13 protein-coding genes and 1 pseudogene are annotated in these 14,914 nt (G+C 60.9%); 2 read left to right on the forward strand and 12 right to left on the reverse strand.

Annotation, left to right across the window (positions count from 1 at the left end; genetic code table 11):
• Nucleotides 1-57 precede the first annotated feature (57 nt).
• On the forward strand, nt 58-2,280 hold the full coding sequence (locus tag ASD73_RS01690) for a TonB-dependent receptor (protein ID WP_082521291.1): 2,223 nt from the start codon (nt 58-60) through the stop codon (nt 2,278-2,280).
• A 252-nt stretch (nt 2,281-2,532) separates the two neighbouring features.
• Nucleotides 2,533-3,003 (forward strand): hypothetical protein, encoded by a 471-nt coding sequence (locus tag ASD73_RS01695; RefSeq protein WP_056369700.1) that lies wholly within the window; start codon nt 2,533-2,535, stop codon nt 3,001-3,003.
• 195 nt (nt 3,004-3,198) lie between these two features.
• Here ASD73_RS01695 and ASD73_RS23110 read toward each other — a convergent pair.
• The 12 genes and pseudogenes from ASD73_RS23110 to ASD73_RS01750 all read right to left on the reverse strand — a co-directional run.
• Nucleotides 3,199-3,554, reverse strand: a pseudogene (locus tag ASD73_RS23110) (ATP-binding protein); the annotation flags it as partial.
• 152 nt (nt 3,555-3,706) lie between these two features.
• Nucleotides 3,707-4,450: a GntR family transcriptional regulator gene (locus tag ASD73_RS01700; RefSeq protein ID WP_056369699.1), complete on the reverse strand. Its 744-nt coding sequence runs from the start codon at nt 4,448-4,450 to the stop codon at nt 3,707-3,709.
• Nucleotides 4,451-4,482: 32 nt separating this feature from the next.
• Complete coding sequence (locus ASD73_RS01705; protein WP_162248119.1) at nt 4,483-5,949, reverse strand: FAD-binding oxidoreductase; 1,467 nt, start codon at nt 5,947-5,949, stop codon at nt 4,483-4,485.
• Between the two features lie 43 nt (nt 5,950-5,992).
• Complete coding sequence (locus tag ASD73_RS01710) at nt 5,993-6,511, reverse strand: cupin domain-containing protein (protein WP_056369694.1); 519 nt, start codon at nt 6,509-6,511, stop codon at nt 5,993-5,995.
• A gap of 18 nt (nt 6,512-6,529) precedes the next feature.
• Entirely contained in the window at nt 6,530-7,567 is a 1,038-nt protein-coding gene (locus ASD73_RS01715) for a hypothetical protein (RefSeq protein ID WP_056369692.1), read from the reverse strand.
• A complete protein-coding gene (locus tag ASD73_RS01720) occupies nt 7,564-9,096 on the reverse strand; it encodes an aldehyde dehydrogenase family protein (RefSeq protein WP_162248120.1) in 1,533 nt (510 codons plus the stop codon). The genes ASD73_RS01715 and ASD73_RS01720 overlap by 4 nt, the downstream gene beginning before the upstream one ends.
• A gap of 25 nt (nt 9,097-9,121) precedes the next feature.
• Entirely contained in the window at nt 9,122-10,828 is a 1,707-nt protein-coding gene (locus ASD73_RS01725; RefSeq protein ID WP_056369688.1) for a hypothetical protein, read from the reverse strand.
• 19 nt (nt 10,829-10,847) lie between these two features.
• A complete protein-coding gene (locus ASD73_RS01730; protein WP_056369686.1) occupies nt 10,848-11,279 on the reverse strand; it encodes an Ohr family peroxiredoxin in 432 nt (143 codons plus the stop codon).
• 64 nt (nt 11,280-11,343) lie between these two features.
• Nucleotides 11,344-11,742, reverse strand: coding sequence for a Rid family hydrolase (locus ASD73_RS01735; protein WP_056369684.1), 399 nt, complete (start codon nt 11,740-11,742; stop codon nt 11,344-11,346).
• A gap of 167 nt (nt 11,743-11,909) precedes the next feature.
• Nucleotides 11,910-12,944 (reverse strand): YeiH family protein, encoded by a 1,035-nt coding sequence (locus tag ASD73_RS01740; protein WP_082521295.1) that lies wholly within the window; start codon nt 12,942-12,944, stop codon nt 11,910-11,912.
• Nucleotides 12,945-12,954: 10 nt separating this feature from the next.
• Nucleotides 12,955-13,857 (reverse strand): catalase family peroxidase, encoded by a 903-nt coding sequence (locus tag ASD73_RS01745; RefSeq protein WP_056369681.1) that lies wholly within the window; start codon nt 13,855-13,857, stop codon nt 12,955-12,957.
• Between the two features lie 140 nt (nt 13,858-13,997).
• Nucleotides 13,998-14,822 (reverse strand): N-acyl homoserine lactonase family protein, encoded by an 825-nt coding sequence (locus tag ASD73_RS01750; RefSeq protein ID WP_056369679.1) that lies wholly within the window; start codon nt 14,820-14,822, stop codon nt 13,998-14,000.
• Between the last annotated feature and the right edge of the window lie 92 nt (nt 14,823-14,914).

Below are 14,914 nucleotides of genomic sequence, written 5' to 3' on the forward strand. Positions count from 1 at the left end.
AACGCAAATTTTTCAGTTAAAATCCAAGAATATAAACTTGATCAGGGGAGAATTGGAATGAAGATAACAAGCCGTACCAGCTTATTCGTGTTGGGAATCGCTTTGGCATCACCCGTGTTCGCGCAGAACGCGCCGACCGTAGATATCAATCCATCCGACACGGCAGCCACACAATCTCAAGACGCACAAGTCTCCGCAGATACTGAAAAGCTGGAAATCGGCGAGATTGTGGTGACGGCGCAGCGCCGCTCGGAAAATCTTCAGGACGTGCCGATCAGCATCACCGCGATTTCGGGCGGCGATCTCGCCGCGTCCGGCGTCAATAGCGCCGCCGATCTGCCGTTGCTCGCGCCCAGCTTGAGCGTGGCTGCTTCGGGATCTTATATTCAGCCTCGCTTGCGCGGTGTCGGGACGCTCGGCAATGGCCCCGGCATCGAAAATGCCGTCGCGCTTTATGTCGATGGCGTCTATATTGCTCAGCCAATCGGCGGCGTTTCAGATTTCAGCAACATTCGTTCGGTCGAGGTCATCAACGGACCGCAGGGCACGCTTTTTGGCCGCAACGCCACCGGCGGTCTTATCCAGATTCGCACGATGGATCCTTCCCCCGACCTTGGTGGTAATTTCGCTATTGTCTATGCCAATTACGATACGGTCAGCGCATCCGGTTACTTTACCGGCGGATCGGACATAGTCGCCGCTGATTTCGCGTTCGATTTTTCGCATCAAAGCGATGGATATGCGAAGAATATTTTCACCGGCACCAGGATTGATTACAAACGGTCACTGGGACTTCGATCGAAGATCAAATTTGCGCCATCTGATGACTTGAGTTTTGTGTTGGCAGCAAATTATCAGCGCTCTCGCTACTCTCCGGTCTTCACCTCGGCTCCTGGAACGACGCCCTTGGGCGGCGCTGGACCGGAAATCCGTGACCGCCGGGACATGAACGGCACATATGATCCTTATGGCCGCTTGCAAGCCGGCGGCGTATCTTTGACCGCAGAATATGACATGGGCTTTGCGACATTGCAGAGCATTTCCGCTTATCGTTCCAGTAAGAATGAAATATCATTCAACGGTGGCCTTACGCCTAATTCAAATGTTGTTTCCAATCTCGAAATCAGTGAAGAACATAATCAATATTCCCAGGAATTTCAGCTATCATCGGATAACAGTGGTCCACTGACATGGACCGCTGGGGCATATTTCTTTTCCGAAAAATCGAAATATGACCCCGTAGAGCTTTATGGTCCGTTTTATGCTCCGATCAGAATAACGATTAATACAAAAAACCACACGAAATCTCAGGCTGTTTATGGCCAAGGAACATATAAGATTACCGATACGACTCGCTTGACCGCCGGACTTCGTTATTCGTGGGAGCAGCGCGACGCGGACATTTTATGGACCCTTCGTGCGGTTGGACAATCGATTCCGATTATCGATGGACCCGTCGTCGGCACCGTTTCCGGCGGAGGGAAACTTTCAACACGCGCGCTAACCGCGCGACTGTCGCTCGATCATGACTTCTCGGACGATATTCTGGGTTACGCGTCATATAATCGCGGGTTCAAGAGCGGTGGTTTCAGCCCCGGCAATCCGAACGCACCGGCCTATGAGCCTGAGACGATCAATGCCTATGAGGTCGGCATCAAAAGCAGTCTATTTGATCGCCGTCTGCGCTTCAATGCCAGCGCATTTTACTATGATTACAGCAATATCCAGGTGCAGGATCTGAACGGCGGCGTTCTAAGCATCTATAACGGCGCCAAAGCGAGACTCTATGGCCTGGATCTCGATGCTGATTGGCTCGTCTCGTCGCGGTTGAAAGTTCATGCGTCCCTCGCCCTTTTGCACAGCGAATATCTCGATTTCGATACCGCTGTCCTGAGCACGCCAATTCCGGGCGGCGGCACGGCCTTTGGCACCTTCGATGCGAAAGGCAATGAATTGCCCGTAGCACCGGATCTTGTGGGGACGGTCGGCCTCGATTATCGGATTCCCTCTTCGGTTGGCGAGTTCAAGCTGAACGGCACTTATACGTACAATGACGGCTTCTTTGCCGAAGCTGACGAGCGCCTGCGCCAAAAGGCCTATCATATGGTCAACGCGCAGATTTCCTGGACATCGCCAGACGAAAGCTATGAAGTCATGTTGTTTGGTCGCAATCTCGCCAATGAAGATTACGCCGTGCTTTTATATTCGCAAATACAGGGCGACGCCATCCAGTACGCCCCGCCGCGCACTTATGGGGTGTCGGTGAAGTTCAATTTCTGATCCTGTATCGCGAGGAAGAATTCAGCCGCGATCCGGTTCACTCGGGTCGCGGCCGACACCATTGTGACCGCCAAGCTGCCAGATCAGAGAAACATGCTCGTCCGCCGCGTCATCCGCGAGATGACATCATCACCCATGTATGCCGATCGGGCCGCAAAGCTCCGACATCATGACTAGGGATGCGGATCATCTGGCCGTCCTGCCCGCGGCTGAAAACCATTTGTCTAAATCGAACCGAACAAGGAAAAGATCATGAAACTCACGACCACCCTCACCGCGGCAGCACTGGCATTTGCCGCCAGCTTCACCGCAGGCGCCATTCCGGCCTTGGCCGAAACTATCGCCGCCGCGCCTGTAATCGTCTCGCCCGAAGACGCGAAATGGGTTCCGATGATCCCCGAAATGGGCGATGCCGGCCCGGCGATGGCCGTTGTCTTTGGCGAACCGGGCGTGGTCGGGAAGCCTTTCGCAGCCGTGTTCCGGGTAATGCCGGGCGGCCTTTCGCCGATGCATATTCACAGCTCGGACTATTGGGGAGTCATGCTGAGCGGCACCGAATCCGCGCGCGAGACCAAAGCTGGAAAAGCAAGCCCGATTGTGCCGGGCAGCTATTGGTTCCAGCCCGGAAATGCCGGGCATATCAATCAGTGCCTGAGCGATGAGCCCTGCCTGTTCTATGTCTATTTCCCGGCCGGAATGGATTACATCCCGATTGAACACTGATTGGGCGACGAAAGGCTCGCACTTCCGCTTCGGGACTTCGGGGCCCTCGAGGCTTCGCACCTCGCTTGATCTGAGAGGCCTGGCGCGAGAGGCAATCGAGTTCGAACGAAAGAAAAATTGCATTGGAGCTAACGCAGGGTTCGACTTGCAAGGTCGCGCGGCATGTTGATTTGCACTGAGAGCTGACCCCGGGTTTCATTGAGATGACCGGGCCCAAGATATGTCCCGCAGTGCGGGTTGTGGGGCAAGCTGCTGATTTTTCTTGCCGTGTTTGTGGGCTGCAGAGCTGGGTCGTAACCGGAAGCTGTCGTTTCCGGTTTCGACGAAGAACAAATGATAGGTAGGCCGATCCAGCAGGGCGGTGGCCATCTCGGGATCACCGAACACGTCGGCCATTTGCAGCGGAGGTTGGTGGTGATGCCGACGTTGGCCATTCGTAGAGTTTGCTGAGCCGGTGGAACAGCAGCGCCCCGCCTGACGGGCTACGGCAGATAGCCCAGCTCATCGAGGGCGACGAGGTCGAGGCGTAGCAGGCTCTCGGCGAGTTGCCCTGGGTTAGTCATCACTTGCCAAGCCAATCATTCCGATATCCCCCACGCAACAGCCAGGCGAAGGGGCAGAGCATGGGTCACTTTCAGGGGAATATACCCGTCCCGGCTGAACTCTCAGTGCAAATGGACAGCATTTTGGGGCCGGTGCGTGATCATGGTATGATTTCGCATCGATCGGTTCGGAATAGGAGTTCCGTGTGCTCGAGCGGCCGTTGATCACCGCCGAGCCCGGTGCGACGCGCGTGAATCAGCGGCACGCCGGTCTGGCAGCCCAGCATTTCGGCATAAAATGGCTGCGCCAGCACCGCGCCGACCCCGCAGTCCGTTGTTCCGAAGCGAAACCCGCAACGCTCCTCGAGCATCTGGTGGACATCGCCCGCGATCATGTCTGACTTGGTCAGGCGGTCAGAGAAAGCGATCGGCAGGTGAACCTTGGCCGCACCGATCGGCGTTGTGCCCAGAATGAAAATCCGGACAAAATAGAAAATCTCGGCGTCCTTGGGCAGGCCAAGATTAGCGTGCACGTCGCCGTGCCCGCGGATGACCCCCGTTCGCTGGAGCGCAATCCGGGTAAGTTTTTCAGGTTCCAGCAGTCGGCTGAACGCGATCTTTTCCAGCGCCATGCGATCGCGCCGAACCGGTTCCAGCACGAAAGTACCGCGCCCCTGTTCGCGTCGCACCAGATTCTGGCTTTCCAGTCCGACCAGCGCCTGCCGCACGGTCGGGCGGCTGACGTGGTAGAGATCGCAAAGTTCCTTTTCGGTCGGCAGCTGCGTTCCCGGCGCAAATTCGCCGGTCACGATCTGCTCGAGCAAAATCGCCTCGATCTGATGATAGAGCGAAAAGTTGCGATTCAACCGCGGTGCGAGACGCGATGCGGAACCCAGATTATCCATTCCTGTTCTCTTGTGGTCATCGGCGTTCAACGTCAACCACCCGCGTTGCGTCCCACCACATGACCAAAACGCATCAACCCCTTGGGATCATATCTGTGGACCAGAGTCACCAGCCGCTGATAGGTCGCATCGTCCCAGGCGCGCGCACGATCCGCTTCATTGCCGATCATGCCATGCAGGTTGATCGCGGTCCCCCCGGTCGACCAGGGGGCAAGCGCGCGCACCACGCGGCCCAGCCCCTCCGCGACCGCTGCAGCCGTCTGCGGCGTGTTCAGGCCAACGATCGAGATGCCCCAGGCCGCATCGCGCCCGCCGACCGCATTGCCCGCCGCCGGTCCGCGCGCGAAGCCGCCACCCAGCTGGCGCAGTTCCCACAGGATCATCGGAATATTGGTGTCCGGCCCGCATGCGCCCAGCAGCGCATCGACCGTGTCCCCGTTCACTTCGCGGAACAGCACACCGCTATGATAGAAAGGGATCGGCAGGTGCGGATCGCGGTGGATCGAGCCGGAATGGGCATAGGGCATGTCGGCCACTGCGTCGAGCAGCGCCGGGGCCACTGCGCGCATCGGAGCCAGCAGCGGCTCGCCCTCCGCACGACTGCCCGCATATGCAATGCGTAAATGCGTCACCGGCTTGCCGCGCATGGGCGGGGGCACATCCTCGCTATCGGGCATCCAAATGATCGCGATCGAGGTGCACATCTCTTCGGGCAGGGATTCGGCCCATGCGACATAGCGATGCATCACAGCCGAAGCATCCCGGCCATCGTAGAAGATTCCGCCGCCATAAATGCTTGGCATGTGGATCATTTCAAAGGTCATCTCGGTCACGATGCCAAGATTGCCCGAGCCACCGCACAGCCCCCAGAACAGGTCCGGTTCGCTCGCTGCATCGACATGGCGGATCACCCCGTCCGGTGTAACCACTTCAAAGCTTTTTACGCGGTCGGCGGCAAAACCGAACTTGCGGCCCATAATCGGCATCCCACCGCCCACGGTATAACCGACGACCCCCACATCGGGCGAGGAACCGCCCAGACCCAGCAAGCCATATGGTTGCGCGGCTTCGAGCGCCTCCCCCCATTTAACTCCGGCACCGACCGTTGCGAGGCGGGTCACCGGATCAATCTCTATCTTCTTAAGCCGCTGGGTGCTGACCAATATGCCCCGATCGATCGAGGCCACGGCCCCGTGCCCGGCACTATTCACCCCGACGGGCAGGCCATTGGCGGCAGCATAGCGGAAGGCCGCGGCCACATCTTCGGCACCATTTGCGATCACGACCAGCGGCGGGCTGTGCCGGACAGATGCGTTCCACGCATAAGTCGCCTGGCGATATTCCTCGCTGCCCGGGCGGGCCAGCACGCCTTGCAGCACCGGCTCCTGTCCCCTTGCCCTGACGGTCGTTACGCAGCCCGACAGGGCAAATGCGGCGCCGGCGGCGCTTCCGGCCAGGAATGTCCGGCGCGCAGTCTGATTGTGGTCGGCTTCGATCATTTCCATCTTCCCGCTGATTTTATGGTTGTCATCGTATCGATCGTCAGGCCGACCGGGCCAGAAAGGCGCGCGCCTCGGCTTCACCCAGTGGCGGCCCCATGATCGGCGCGTCATATTCGGCGCAGAGCCTGCCGATTTCTTCAAAATCGCTGTTAAATTCGCCGTCGCGCGGCAGCCGCAGCTCGCCCGCCGGGGTGCCTCCGGCCTCGATCAATGCGAGAAAGCGGTCCAGCGCATGGACCAGCAACAGCCGCACCGGGCCGGGACTGATCACCACGAAGGTATAGGGCACACCGTGCGGCAGGCAGGCATAATCGCCGGCGCCCAGCACCAGCATCTCATCGCCGCAGCGCACGACCATTTCGCCTTCGAGCATATGAAAACAATCGTCGAGCGCGGCGTGGGTGTGAAGCGGCGAGGCACCACCGGGGGGTATCGTCAGTTCGATCGCCACCGGTGTGCGCGGCGCGCCGGACGGGTTTCGCAGCACCGCAAGCATGCCCAGGAACCACCAGGCCTGCCCTGTGCCGTTGCGGGTGAAGAGAGGGCTGGGTGCATTCATCGAAATTGCTCCATCATGTCAGCTGGCGTGTGTGGAGGGGTGGAACAATTCTTCCACTGCCAAAGGCCGATCGATCAGTTTCTGATCGACCAGATCGGCGATGAAGCGTTCGAGGTTAAGCCGGTTTGCGGCGATGCCGTCGGGCCAGATATCCAGGCCCAGCGAAGCCTTCTGCCGCTCCTGCGCCAGGCATTGCAATGCGGTCACCGAATAACCGGTGTCGTGATAGAGGTCATAGGCATAATCCATCGCCTGACGGTCAATATCCATCAGCATCGGCGCCAGTTCGGGCAGGCGTTCGGCGACATCATCGCGCAGCGCCAGAATATGCATGATCGGGAAGTAGCCATTACGCCGGTAATAGGCGAAACATTCGCTTTCGGTATCGGGGTAGAGCCGTCTGATCCCCTGCCCAGGCGCCAGCGCGCCCGCCGGCGGATGCGGCAGGATCACGGCATCGGCCTGCCCCTGGCGCAGCATTTCGAACGGATCGCAATCGACAGGCAGCCGGGTGATCGGCAGGCCTTCGCGGTCGATTTCCTCGTCTGCCATGGTCATCCATTCGACCTCGGTCCAGGGCACGCCATATTCGCGCTGCAAATCACCCTTGGCCTGAACCGAAACCGTAACCTGAAAGGCGTGCAGGATTACCCGCCGTCCGGCCAGATCCTCGCCCCGCACCAGCCCACTGTTCTGCGCGACATAGATTTGCGCCTGACTAAACAGCCGCCGCTGGAACACCGGCGCCGCGGTAAAGCGCGCGCCGCGTGATCGGGCGATGACATAGGAGGCCAGCGAAACCTCTGCGATATCGAATTCGCGATCGTGCAACATGCGCCCGTGACGGCGGTCGCCATCTGCCCGCGACTCCAGCATCCCGACCTCTTTGGGCTGCAATTCAAGCCCGGGTGGCAAACGCAACCGGGCGTTGAAATAGGCCAGCGTGCGGTCGTACCGATCAAGGGCGATCGACAGCCGGGTGGCTTGGCGCGACCCGTGACCGGCGGTTCGGTCCGTTGTAGGGGGATTGGTGACCATGTTCATCTTGCCGCTCACCCTGCCGCATTGTTCATCAAGCGATCGAGAGCCGTTTTGGCCTGACCCAGCCGGGTATGGACCACCTTGTGCTCAAGGTAGGTCAGCAGTTCGTCCTTCGATTCCTCGCGTCCCAATGCGCTGTTCTTCCACCCGCCGAAGGGCGTGCCGAAATAGTGCCGGCTGGAATCATTGACCCAGACATAACCCGCCTCGATCGCATCGGCCGTCTTGTGCGCGATGGTCAGGTCATTCGTCCAGACGCTGGCCGCCAGCCCCAGGTCGAGCGAGTTAACATCGGCGATCATCTGGTCATAATCGTCCCAGCGGAACACACTGAGCACGGGACCGAATATCTCCTCACGCCCGATCCGCATATCCAGCGTGACATCGGCGAACAGCGCAGGTTCGACAAAATTGCCCCCTGCGGGCAGGCCGTCGGGCCGCTCGCCGCCGCACACCAGCGTTGCGCCCTGTTCGACCCCGGACTGGACATAGTCCATGATCCGTCCCCAATGTGCCTTGCTGACCACCGGGCCAACGTCGGTCGTTTCATCATAAGCGACACCGACGCGATAATTCGCCAGCTTCTCGGCCATGCGGGCGACAAAGGCGTCATAGATGCGCGCATGGACCAGGATCCGCGAATTGGAGCCGCATGCCTGCCCCTGGCAGACATTGAGGTTCATACCAAAGATCGCCCCGTCCACTGCCTGTTCAAGGTCGACATCGGGGAACACGACCATCGCGTTCTTGCCGCCCAGTTCCAGCGACACATGTTTGACGTAGCCCGATTCGGCAGCGCGCCGCTGGATAACCAGCCCGGTGTTGACCGATCCGGTAAAGGCGAGCCGCTTGATGACGGGATGGGTCACGATCGCATCGCCCACCCCGGCATCGCCGGACACGATATTGACCACGCCCGGCGGGAAGGCTTCGTTGAACAGCTTGCCCAGTGCCAACGTCGACAGCGATGTTTCATCCGAAGCCTTCAGCACCAGCGTGTTGCCGGTGATCAGCGACGGCAACGGCCGGGTGATGGCGAACATCGCCGGATGGTTGAAAGCGGTGATCCGTCCCACCACGCCATAAGCGCGGTGCGCGGTATAATGAAGATTGCCGGGGCTGGCGGGAATAACCTCACCCGTCAGCGAACGGGCCAGCGCCGGCCATCCCTTGATATAGGCATCGCAGATGTCGATATCGAACCGCATCGCCTGCACCGGATTGCCGCAATCGATCGCGTCGAGCATCGCGAGATCCTCGCGATTTTCCCGCACCAGCTGCGCGAATTTGAGCATGCACTCGCCACGCCCTTCCACGCCAAGCGCTTCCCAGGCAGGCTGCGCGCCCTTTGCCGCAACCACGGCGCGATCGACATCGGCGGCATCCGCAATCGGAACGCGCGTCACCGCCTCGCCGGTCGATGGGTTGGTCACCGGCGCGGTCTGTCCTGAACCACCCTGCACGAAGTCCCCGCCGATCAGCATCCGGAATTCGCGCCCGTCCAGGTACGCAGTCGCCGCATCGGCCATTGTGGTGGTCTCCATTAATTCAAGTCCTTCGGAAGAATGATCAATCAGCTGTAGCGCAGCAGCTTTCGCCCGCGCCGGCCTCTGGCTCGCCAGCGGCATAGGCACTGCGGCGACAATAACAGGAGGCGGCGATCGGGATGTCGGCGGACGCAACCGCGATGTCCCGTTGCATCCGGATCATCGCCGCTTGATCGTCGCGGCCCAGGCGCACCAGACATTCGTACAGTCCGTGCAGGCTCCAGACATTATTGGGATGGACCTTTGCGCGCGGCAGGCTGCCGTCAAAGCCCAGATCGGCGCGATAGACGGCCTCGGCCTCGACCACATGGCCCTGTTCCAGCAGCAGCGCGCCATAGGCGTGCCGCACCGGCTGGAGCCACGACCGGGGATCGGCATATTGCAACGCATCTTCCAGCTCGATCGCATTACGAAGATGGCCATAGGCGACGTCATAATCACCGACGCGATAGGCAAATTCGCCTTCCAGCATCGCCGCTGCCACCTTCAGGACATCGACTTCCTTGTTGGGCAGGCTCATCCGGCTATCCGGCACCTTGGCCAAGGCGGCATAAAATTCGACCTTCGCCGCCTCGGCCTCTTCGATCCGCCCCAGCGCCGACAACGCCACGCCGCGCGCATAACAGATCATCGCCACCGTCACGCAATACAGGTCGCGGTCCTCGGGCAGGTCGAGTTCCAGCACCTCTTCCCATTTGCCGAACCGGATCAGCACATGGACATAGGCGGACACATGGCTTTCCGCCCAATCGGCCATCGGCGGACTGGTCACGCGCAAAATATGTTCGGGCAGGGCATCGCGGAGCCGACAGGCCGATTTCCATGCCTGATGAAAGCGCCCGATCATCATCGCGCCATAGGTCTGCACATAAAGATCATGCGCGCGGTAGATGTGATAGAAGCGCACCCCTTCCGCCCGGTCGAGATAGACATCATTGGCGGCGGCGGCGATTTCATTGGCATCGATACAACCGCGATAATTGCCGACAGCGTTATCGATATGGCTGGCCATGTGCGCCATATGCGACGCTCCGGGCATCATGCGGCGGACGCGGTCGGCTTGGGGGATCGCCAGTTCGGGACGCGGCGACATTTCCATCAGGTGAATATAGAGATGGTTGAGCGCGGGATGTTTTTCCCCCTCGGGCGTGGCCATCGCGCGGGTCAGCACGCCGTCCGCCTCCAGCGTGCCGGGAACTTTAGGCTCGCCGGTCGGCAAATCCCACAACTGGCGCGGGCTGACGCACAGCAGCGCATCGGCAAAGAGCGACGCGACATCGAGATCCTCCGGAAACGCTCCGTAAACCTCGCGCATCGCATCGGCATAGGCGGTGTTGAGCGGCTGGCGTTCCATCGGCGGTAGAAATTCGGCCGCGAAACGGCGCGGCAACGCCTCGATCAGCGCGCGCTCCACCGGCGTGATCCGATCCGCCAGCGCCTGCGCCCTCGCCAGCGCTGCGCGCGCCATTTCGCTCGATTGCACGAAATCACCGGCATCGAACAGGCGCCAGCCCTTGTTGTAATTGGGCCCCAAGGCAAAGGCGATGCCCCAATGGGCCATTGCGCAGCAGGGATCGTGATTGACCGCGCGTTCGAAGCAGCTTTGTGCTTCCTCGAAATTAAAGGCATAGGCCCAGTTGAGCCCGCGACCGAACCAGACCTGCGCCCGGACCGAGGAGGTCGTGACCGTGCGGCTATAATCCCCCAGGTCGTAATAATCCGCAGCCATCACCATTGCCCCCTTTGGCTCACACCAGGCTCACTTCGACGTCGATGTTGCCGCGCGTCGCCTGGTGATAGGGGCAGATATCGTGCGCGGCGTCCAATATCTTCCACGCCAGTTCCGGATCGACCCCGGGCAGGGTCACCGACAGTCGGGCCTTGATGAAGAAGGTGCCGTTGTAATCGCCGCTGCTGTTGCACAGATCGACCTCGGCATCGACGGCCGTGTCTGCGGGCAGCGGTGTGCCGAGCCGACCGGCGGCAAGGTTCATCGCCAGGATGAAGCAGCTGGACCAGCCGACGGCGAGCAATTGTTCCGGATTGGTGCCCGAACCACCCGCACCGGGCGCAGACAGGCGAATGTCGAGCCGACCATCGTCGCTGCTCGCTTGCGCTTGCAGCACGCCCACCGTGCGCGTCGCGGCGGTGTAAAGCACCTTGCCCTCGTGAGCCGTCATGTCCCGTCCCTTCACACATATTGTTCGGTGCCGCAGCCATGATCGGCTGAGGCACCGCAGACAATCACCCGCGCGAGGCCGGGACAACCGCCATCAGGTCGATCTCGACCAGGAAATCGGGATGACCGAGCCGGGTCACGCCAATCGCCGTGCTGGGCGGACGGATCGGCTTGTCGCCATATTGCGGCAAGGGTTGGTCGGCCCAACCCGGCGCATCGGGATTGCCTTCCTTCACATAGATACGACGATAGGTCACATCGTCCCAGGTCGCACCAGCGGCATGCAGCTGGATTTCGAGGCATTTCATGATGTGCAGATATTGCGCAGCAAAATCGCCCACCGCGACGCATTTGTAATTTTCGTCGGTTGGTGTCTGTCCGGCGATGAACACCAGCTTCATGTCGCCTGAGACGGTCGCAACCCGGCCGTAGCCCGGGTGGGCGAACAGTTCGGGGGGATCCATGTCCACACGTTCAAAACCCATTTCAGCAATCCTCCATCAATGTTCGTCGATGCGAACGAAAACCGTCGGTACGCGATCCGAATCGCCGTGTGCTTTCCACTTCGCTTCGGAAAATATTGTAAGATTGACCTGACAACCTGTCAAGTTAAGTCGCCGACATAAGGCAGTCAAAGCATGGCGATGATGATGACCCCGCCGAGTACAATGGCAAGCATGACAAGCGTTTCGGCCACGATCAGGACAAAAGGCCGCCAACCGACATCCAGCAAGGATTTGAGATTTGTTTTCACGCCGATCGCCGTGATCGCGATCACCAGACACCAGTGCGAAACCGTGCCGCCAAGCGTAGCCACGTCATCGGGAACCCAGCCCATGCTGTTGAGCGCAGCAAAGGCGAAGAACAGCAGCAGGAATCCCGGGATATATTGCAACACGCCCTTGGGGGCATCGCTGCCCTTGCCGCGGCCCAGCCAGACATAAGCCAGCACCACTACGGGCAGAAGCAAGGCAACCCGCATCAGTTTGACCAGCGTTGCCAGTTCGCCGACGCGCGGCGATATCGCCTTGCCCGCCGCCACCACCTGCGCGACATCGTGGATCGTCCCGCCTAGCACCACGCCCATATCCTCGGCCCCGAGGGACAAAGCGGTCAGCAGCAAGGGATAGGCGATCATGGCAATCGTCGCCATCACGGTGACCACCGCGATGACCACCGCCAACGCTTGTTCGCTGTCCTTGTCGCGCGGCAGCACGCTCGATATCGCCGCCGCCGCCGATGCGCCGCAGACCGCGACCGCGCCGCCCGAAAGCACACCGAATTCACGCGTCAGCCCCAGCAAGCGCGCACCCCAGACGCCGCACAGCACGGTCACCGCCATGGCGGCCGCCACCAGGGAGAGGGTCGCAGCCCCGATGGCGCCAATATCGCTGAGCGCGATCCGAAGACCCAGCAACGCCACCCCAAACCGAAGGACAGAGCGGCCTGCCCACTCGATGCCGGACCGCACGCTTTCCAGATCATAGGTAAAATGGATCGCCAGCCCGATCAGCAGCGCGATCAGCATGGCCGGCGCGCCGTAATGCAGGCTGATGGCTTCGGCCGAAATGCCGCCCACCAGCGCGATCAGCACACCGGGGTAATAGCGCGCGACCATTCCACTGCCGCTTGTCCGCGTCGCGGTGCCGAGGCTTAACTCTGTCATCTAACTGCCCCTAGTTCCGCTGGTCGGGGACCGACTGCCGTCGCTGGCGCGACAGGTCATAGGCCGCGCCGCGCGCCGCAATCATCGGATCCTCGGCCACGATTCCGTCGACCAGCGCGTCGGGACGAAAGGCCAGCACCGCTTCGGCAGCACCATTGTCGTCGGCCAGCCGATCGATCGTCAGCCGCCCCAGTTCGACCATCGCGCGATCATCCGGCCATAGCGCGCTGGGGTCGTGCAGCGGGTCGCCCGGCGCGGCGATCTGGACGAACAGGCGAAAGCCCACTTTCTCGCGCGCCAGCCGCTGGGCCAGTTCGCGGCGCAAATAATCAGCGGACATTGCTGCTGCTTGGTCCGCAGACAGGGTTGCGCCCCCGGCATCGGGAAGCCAGCGATAACGGCCATACCGCACTTCGCCCGCCGCATTGGCAAAGGCAAAGGCATTGGCCTCGTAATAGGCCTGGGTGGCAAAGCTCACCGGTGCGGGTTTGGGCCGGGCAAGAAAGGTCGCGGCCTCTGGATGACCGGCAAGATAGATTTGCAGCGGCGTAGGCTGCGCCGCGCCCCGGCTGCTTGCCACGGCGATCAGGAACCGGCGGAAATCTTCGGTATTCGCAGCCGGAAAGCCTGCGACAGAGCGGGTCACCACATCGGTTTCACGGCCATCGGCAAGATGGAATTTTACCGCCATACCGCGCGGATCGGCCATCGGCTGATTATCGGCAAAGCCGGGAATGCCGGCGAAGTTGGAAAAACGCACCGTCGCGCGCAACGGCCCGCCGGCGAAATGCAGCGCGCGGCTGATCCCCGCCGCACCGGGGTCGGGGGTGAAACGACCTTCCGCCACAATACCCGTGGCATGCGCCGCCCGCGCGCCGGGGTGGATCCCGAACAACATGTTGATTGCCGCCATCACCCCTTCAGCCGAAGCCGAAGCGGGCAGATCCGGCACGCCCGAAAGGGAGGGGGCTGCCGCTTGCCCCCCCTCGCGCGCGGCTGCCGCGCATCCCCCCACCGCCAGCGCCGCAAGGATGGCTGCAAAGACGGAAGGCCTCACCGGGTGAACTCTGGAAAGGCCGCAATCTTGCCCAGATCGTCGGGGTCGTGCGTGACAATGACCGTGGCCTTGCGATTGACCGCAAGCTTCTTCATCCGGTCGAGCGAGGCCAGAACATCGGCCCGGTCGCTGCTCAACGTCAACACCTCGCCGCGGTCATACATTTCGTGAAAATGAGCCAGATCACCGCTCAACAGGATCGCGCCCGCGCCTTTCAGATTGACCAGCAGTCCGCTATGCCCCGGCGTATGCCCCGGCATGGCCAGCATGATGACGCTGCCGTCGCCAAAAACATCGCGATCACCGACCACCGGATCGACCGGTCGTTCCCCCGTCACCCACGGCATGACCGGGCCGGCTTCCACCATCGGCGGTTTGGGATCCGACAACAGACCCTTGTAATCACCGTTGCCGATCAGCAAGGTCGCATTCGGAAAATCGCTGGCCTGGCCGATATGGTCGATATGATAATGGCTGACCCCCACCTTGGTGATGTCTTCCGGGCGCACTCCGGCGCGTGCCAACTGGCTGACCATCGTTTCGCGCAAAGTGCCCGAAAAAATGCCTTCGTCGCTGAGCGGCGCGCCCAGCATCGCAGCCGGTAGTCCGGCGTCCCACAAGAGATAATCATCCCCGTGCCGGATCAGATAGCAGCTGACGACGATCGCGCGCGCCGGGCTCGCGTCATAATAGCCGCTATCGGAAAAGATTCGCGGCTGGTTGACCTGGGCCGTGCCGCAGTCGAGCCGGGACATGCTGACTTGCGCGCTTTGCCACGCGGCCGCCGGCAGCGCCGCGCCAAGGCCAAATACCGCCAGCATGAAACCGGCAAACCGTCTGCAATCCATATCATGATCTCCCTATCGAAACGTCCCGGCGGAACGGCTGGCGCCTCCGCCGGGAAAGATTGTCA

Origin of the sequence: Sphingopyxis sp. Root154, assembly GCF_001427105.1 — a bacterium.
In the GTDB taxonomy this organism is placed as follows: domain Bacteria; phylum Pseudomonadota; class Alphaproteobacteria; order Sphingomonadales; family Sphingomonadaceae; genus Sphingopyxis.

Bases quoted from the DNA above. Each gene is read 5' to 3' on its own strand.
- ASD73_RS01690 (WP_082521291.1), top strand. From the start codon at position 58: ATGAAGATAACAAGCCGTACCAGCTTATTCGTGTTGGGAATCGCTTTG.
- ASD73_RS01695 (WP_056369700.1), top strand. From the start codon at position 2,533: ATGAAACTCACGACCACCCTCACCGCGGCAGCACTGGCATTTGCCGCC.
- ASD73_RS01700 (WP_056369699.1), bottom strand. From the start codon at position 4,450: ATGGATAATCTGGGTTCCGCATCGCGTCTCGCACCGCGGTTGAATCGC.
- ASD73_RS01705 (WP_162248119.1), bottom strand. From the start codon at position 5,949: ATGATCGAAGCCGACCACAATCAGACTGCGCGCCGGACATTCCTGGCC.
- ASD73_RS01710 (WP_056369694.1), bottom strand. From the start codon at position 6,511: ATGAATGCACCCAGCCCTCTCTTCACCCGCAACGGCACAGGGCAGGCC.
- ASD73_RS01720 (WP_162248120.1), bottom strand. From the start codon at position 9,096: ATGGAGACCACCACAATGGCCGATGCGGCGACTGCGTACCTGGACGGG.
- ASD73_RS01725 (WP_056369688.1), bottom strand. From the start codon at position 10,828: ATGGCTGCGGATTATTACGACCTGGGGGATTATAGCCGCACGGTCACG.
- ASD73_RS01730 (WP_056369686.1), bottom strand. From the start codon at position 11,279: ATGACGGCTCACGAGGGCAAGGTGCTTTACACCGCCGCGACGCGCACG.
- ASD73_RS01735 (WP_056369684.1), bottom strand. From the start codon at position 11,742: ATGGATCCCCCCGAACTGTTCGCCCACCCGGGCTACGGCCGGGTTGCG.
- ASD73_RS01740 (WP_082521295.1), bottom strand. From the start codon at position 12,944: ATGACAGAGTTAAGCCTCGGCACCGCGACGCGGACAAGCGGCAGTGGA.
- ASD73_RS01745 (WP_056369681.1), bottom strand. From the start codon at position 13,857: ATGGCGGCAATCAACATGTTGTTCGGGATCCACCCCGGCGCGCGGGCG.
- ASD73_RS01750 (WP_056369679.1), bottom strand. From the start codon at position 14,822: ATGCTGGCGGTATTTGGCCTTGGCGCGGCGCTGCCGGCGGCCGCGTGG.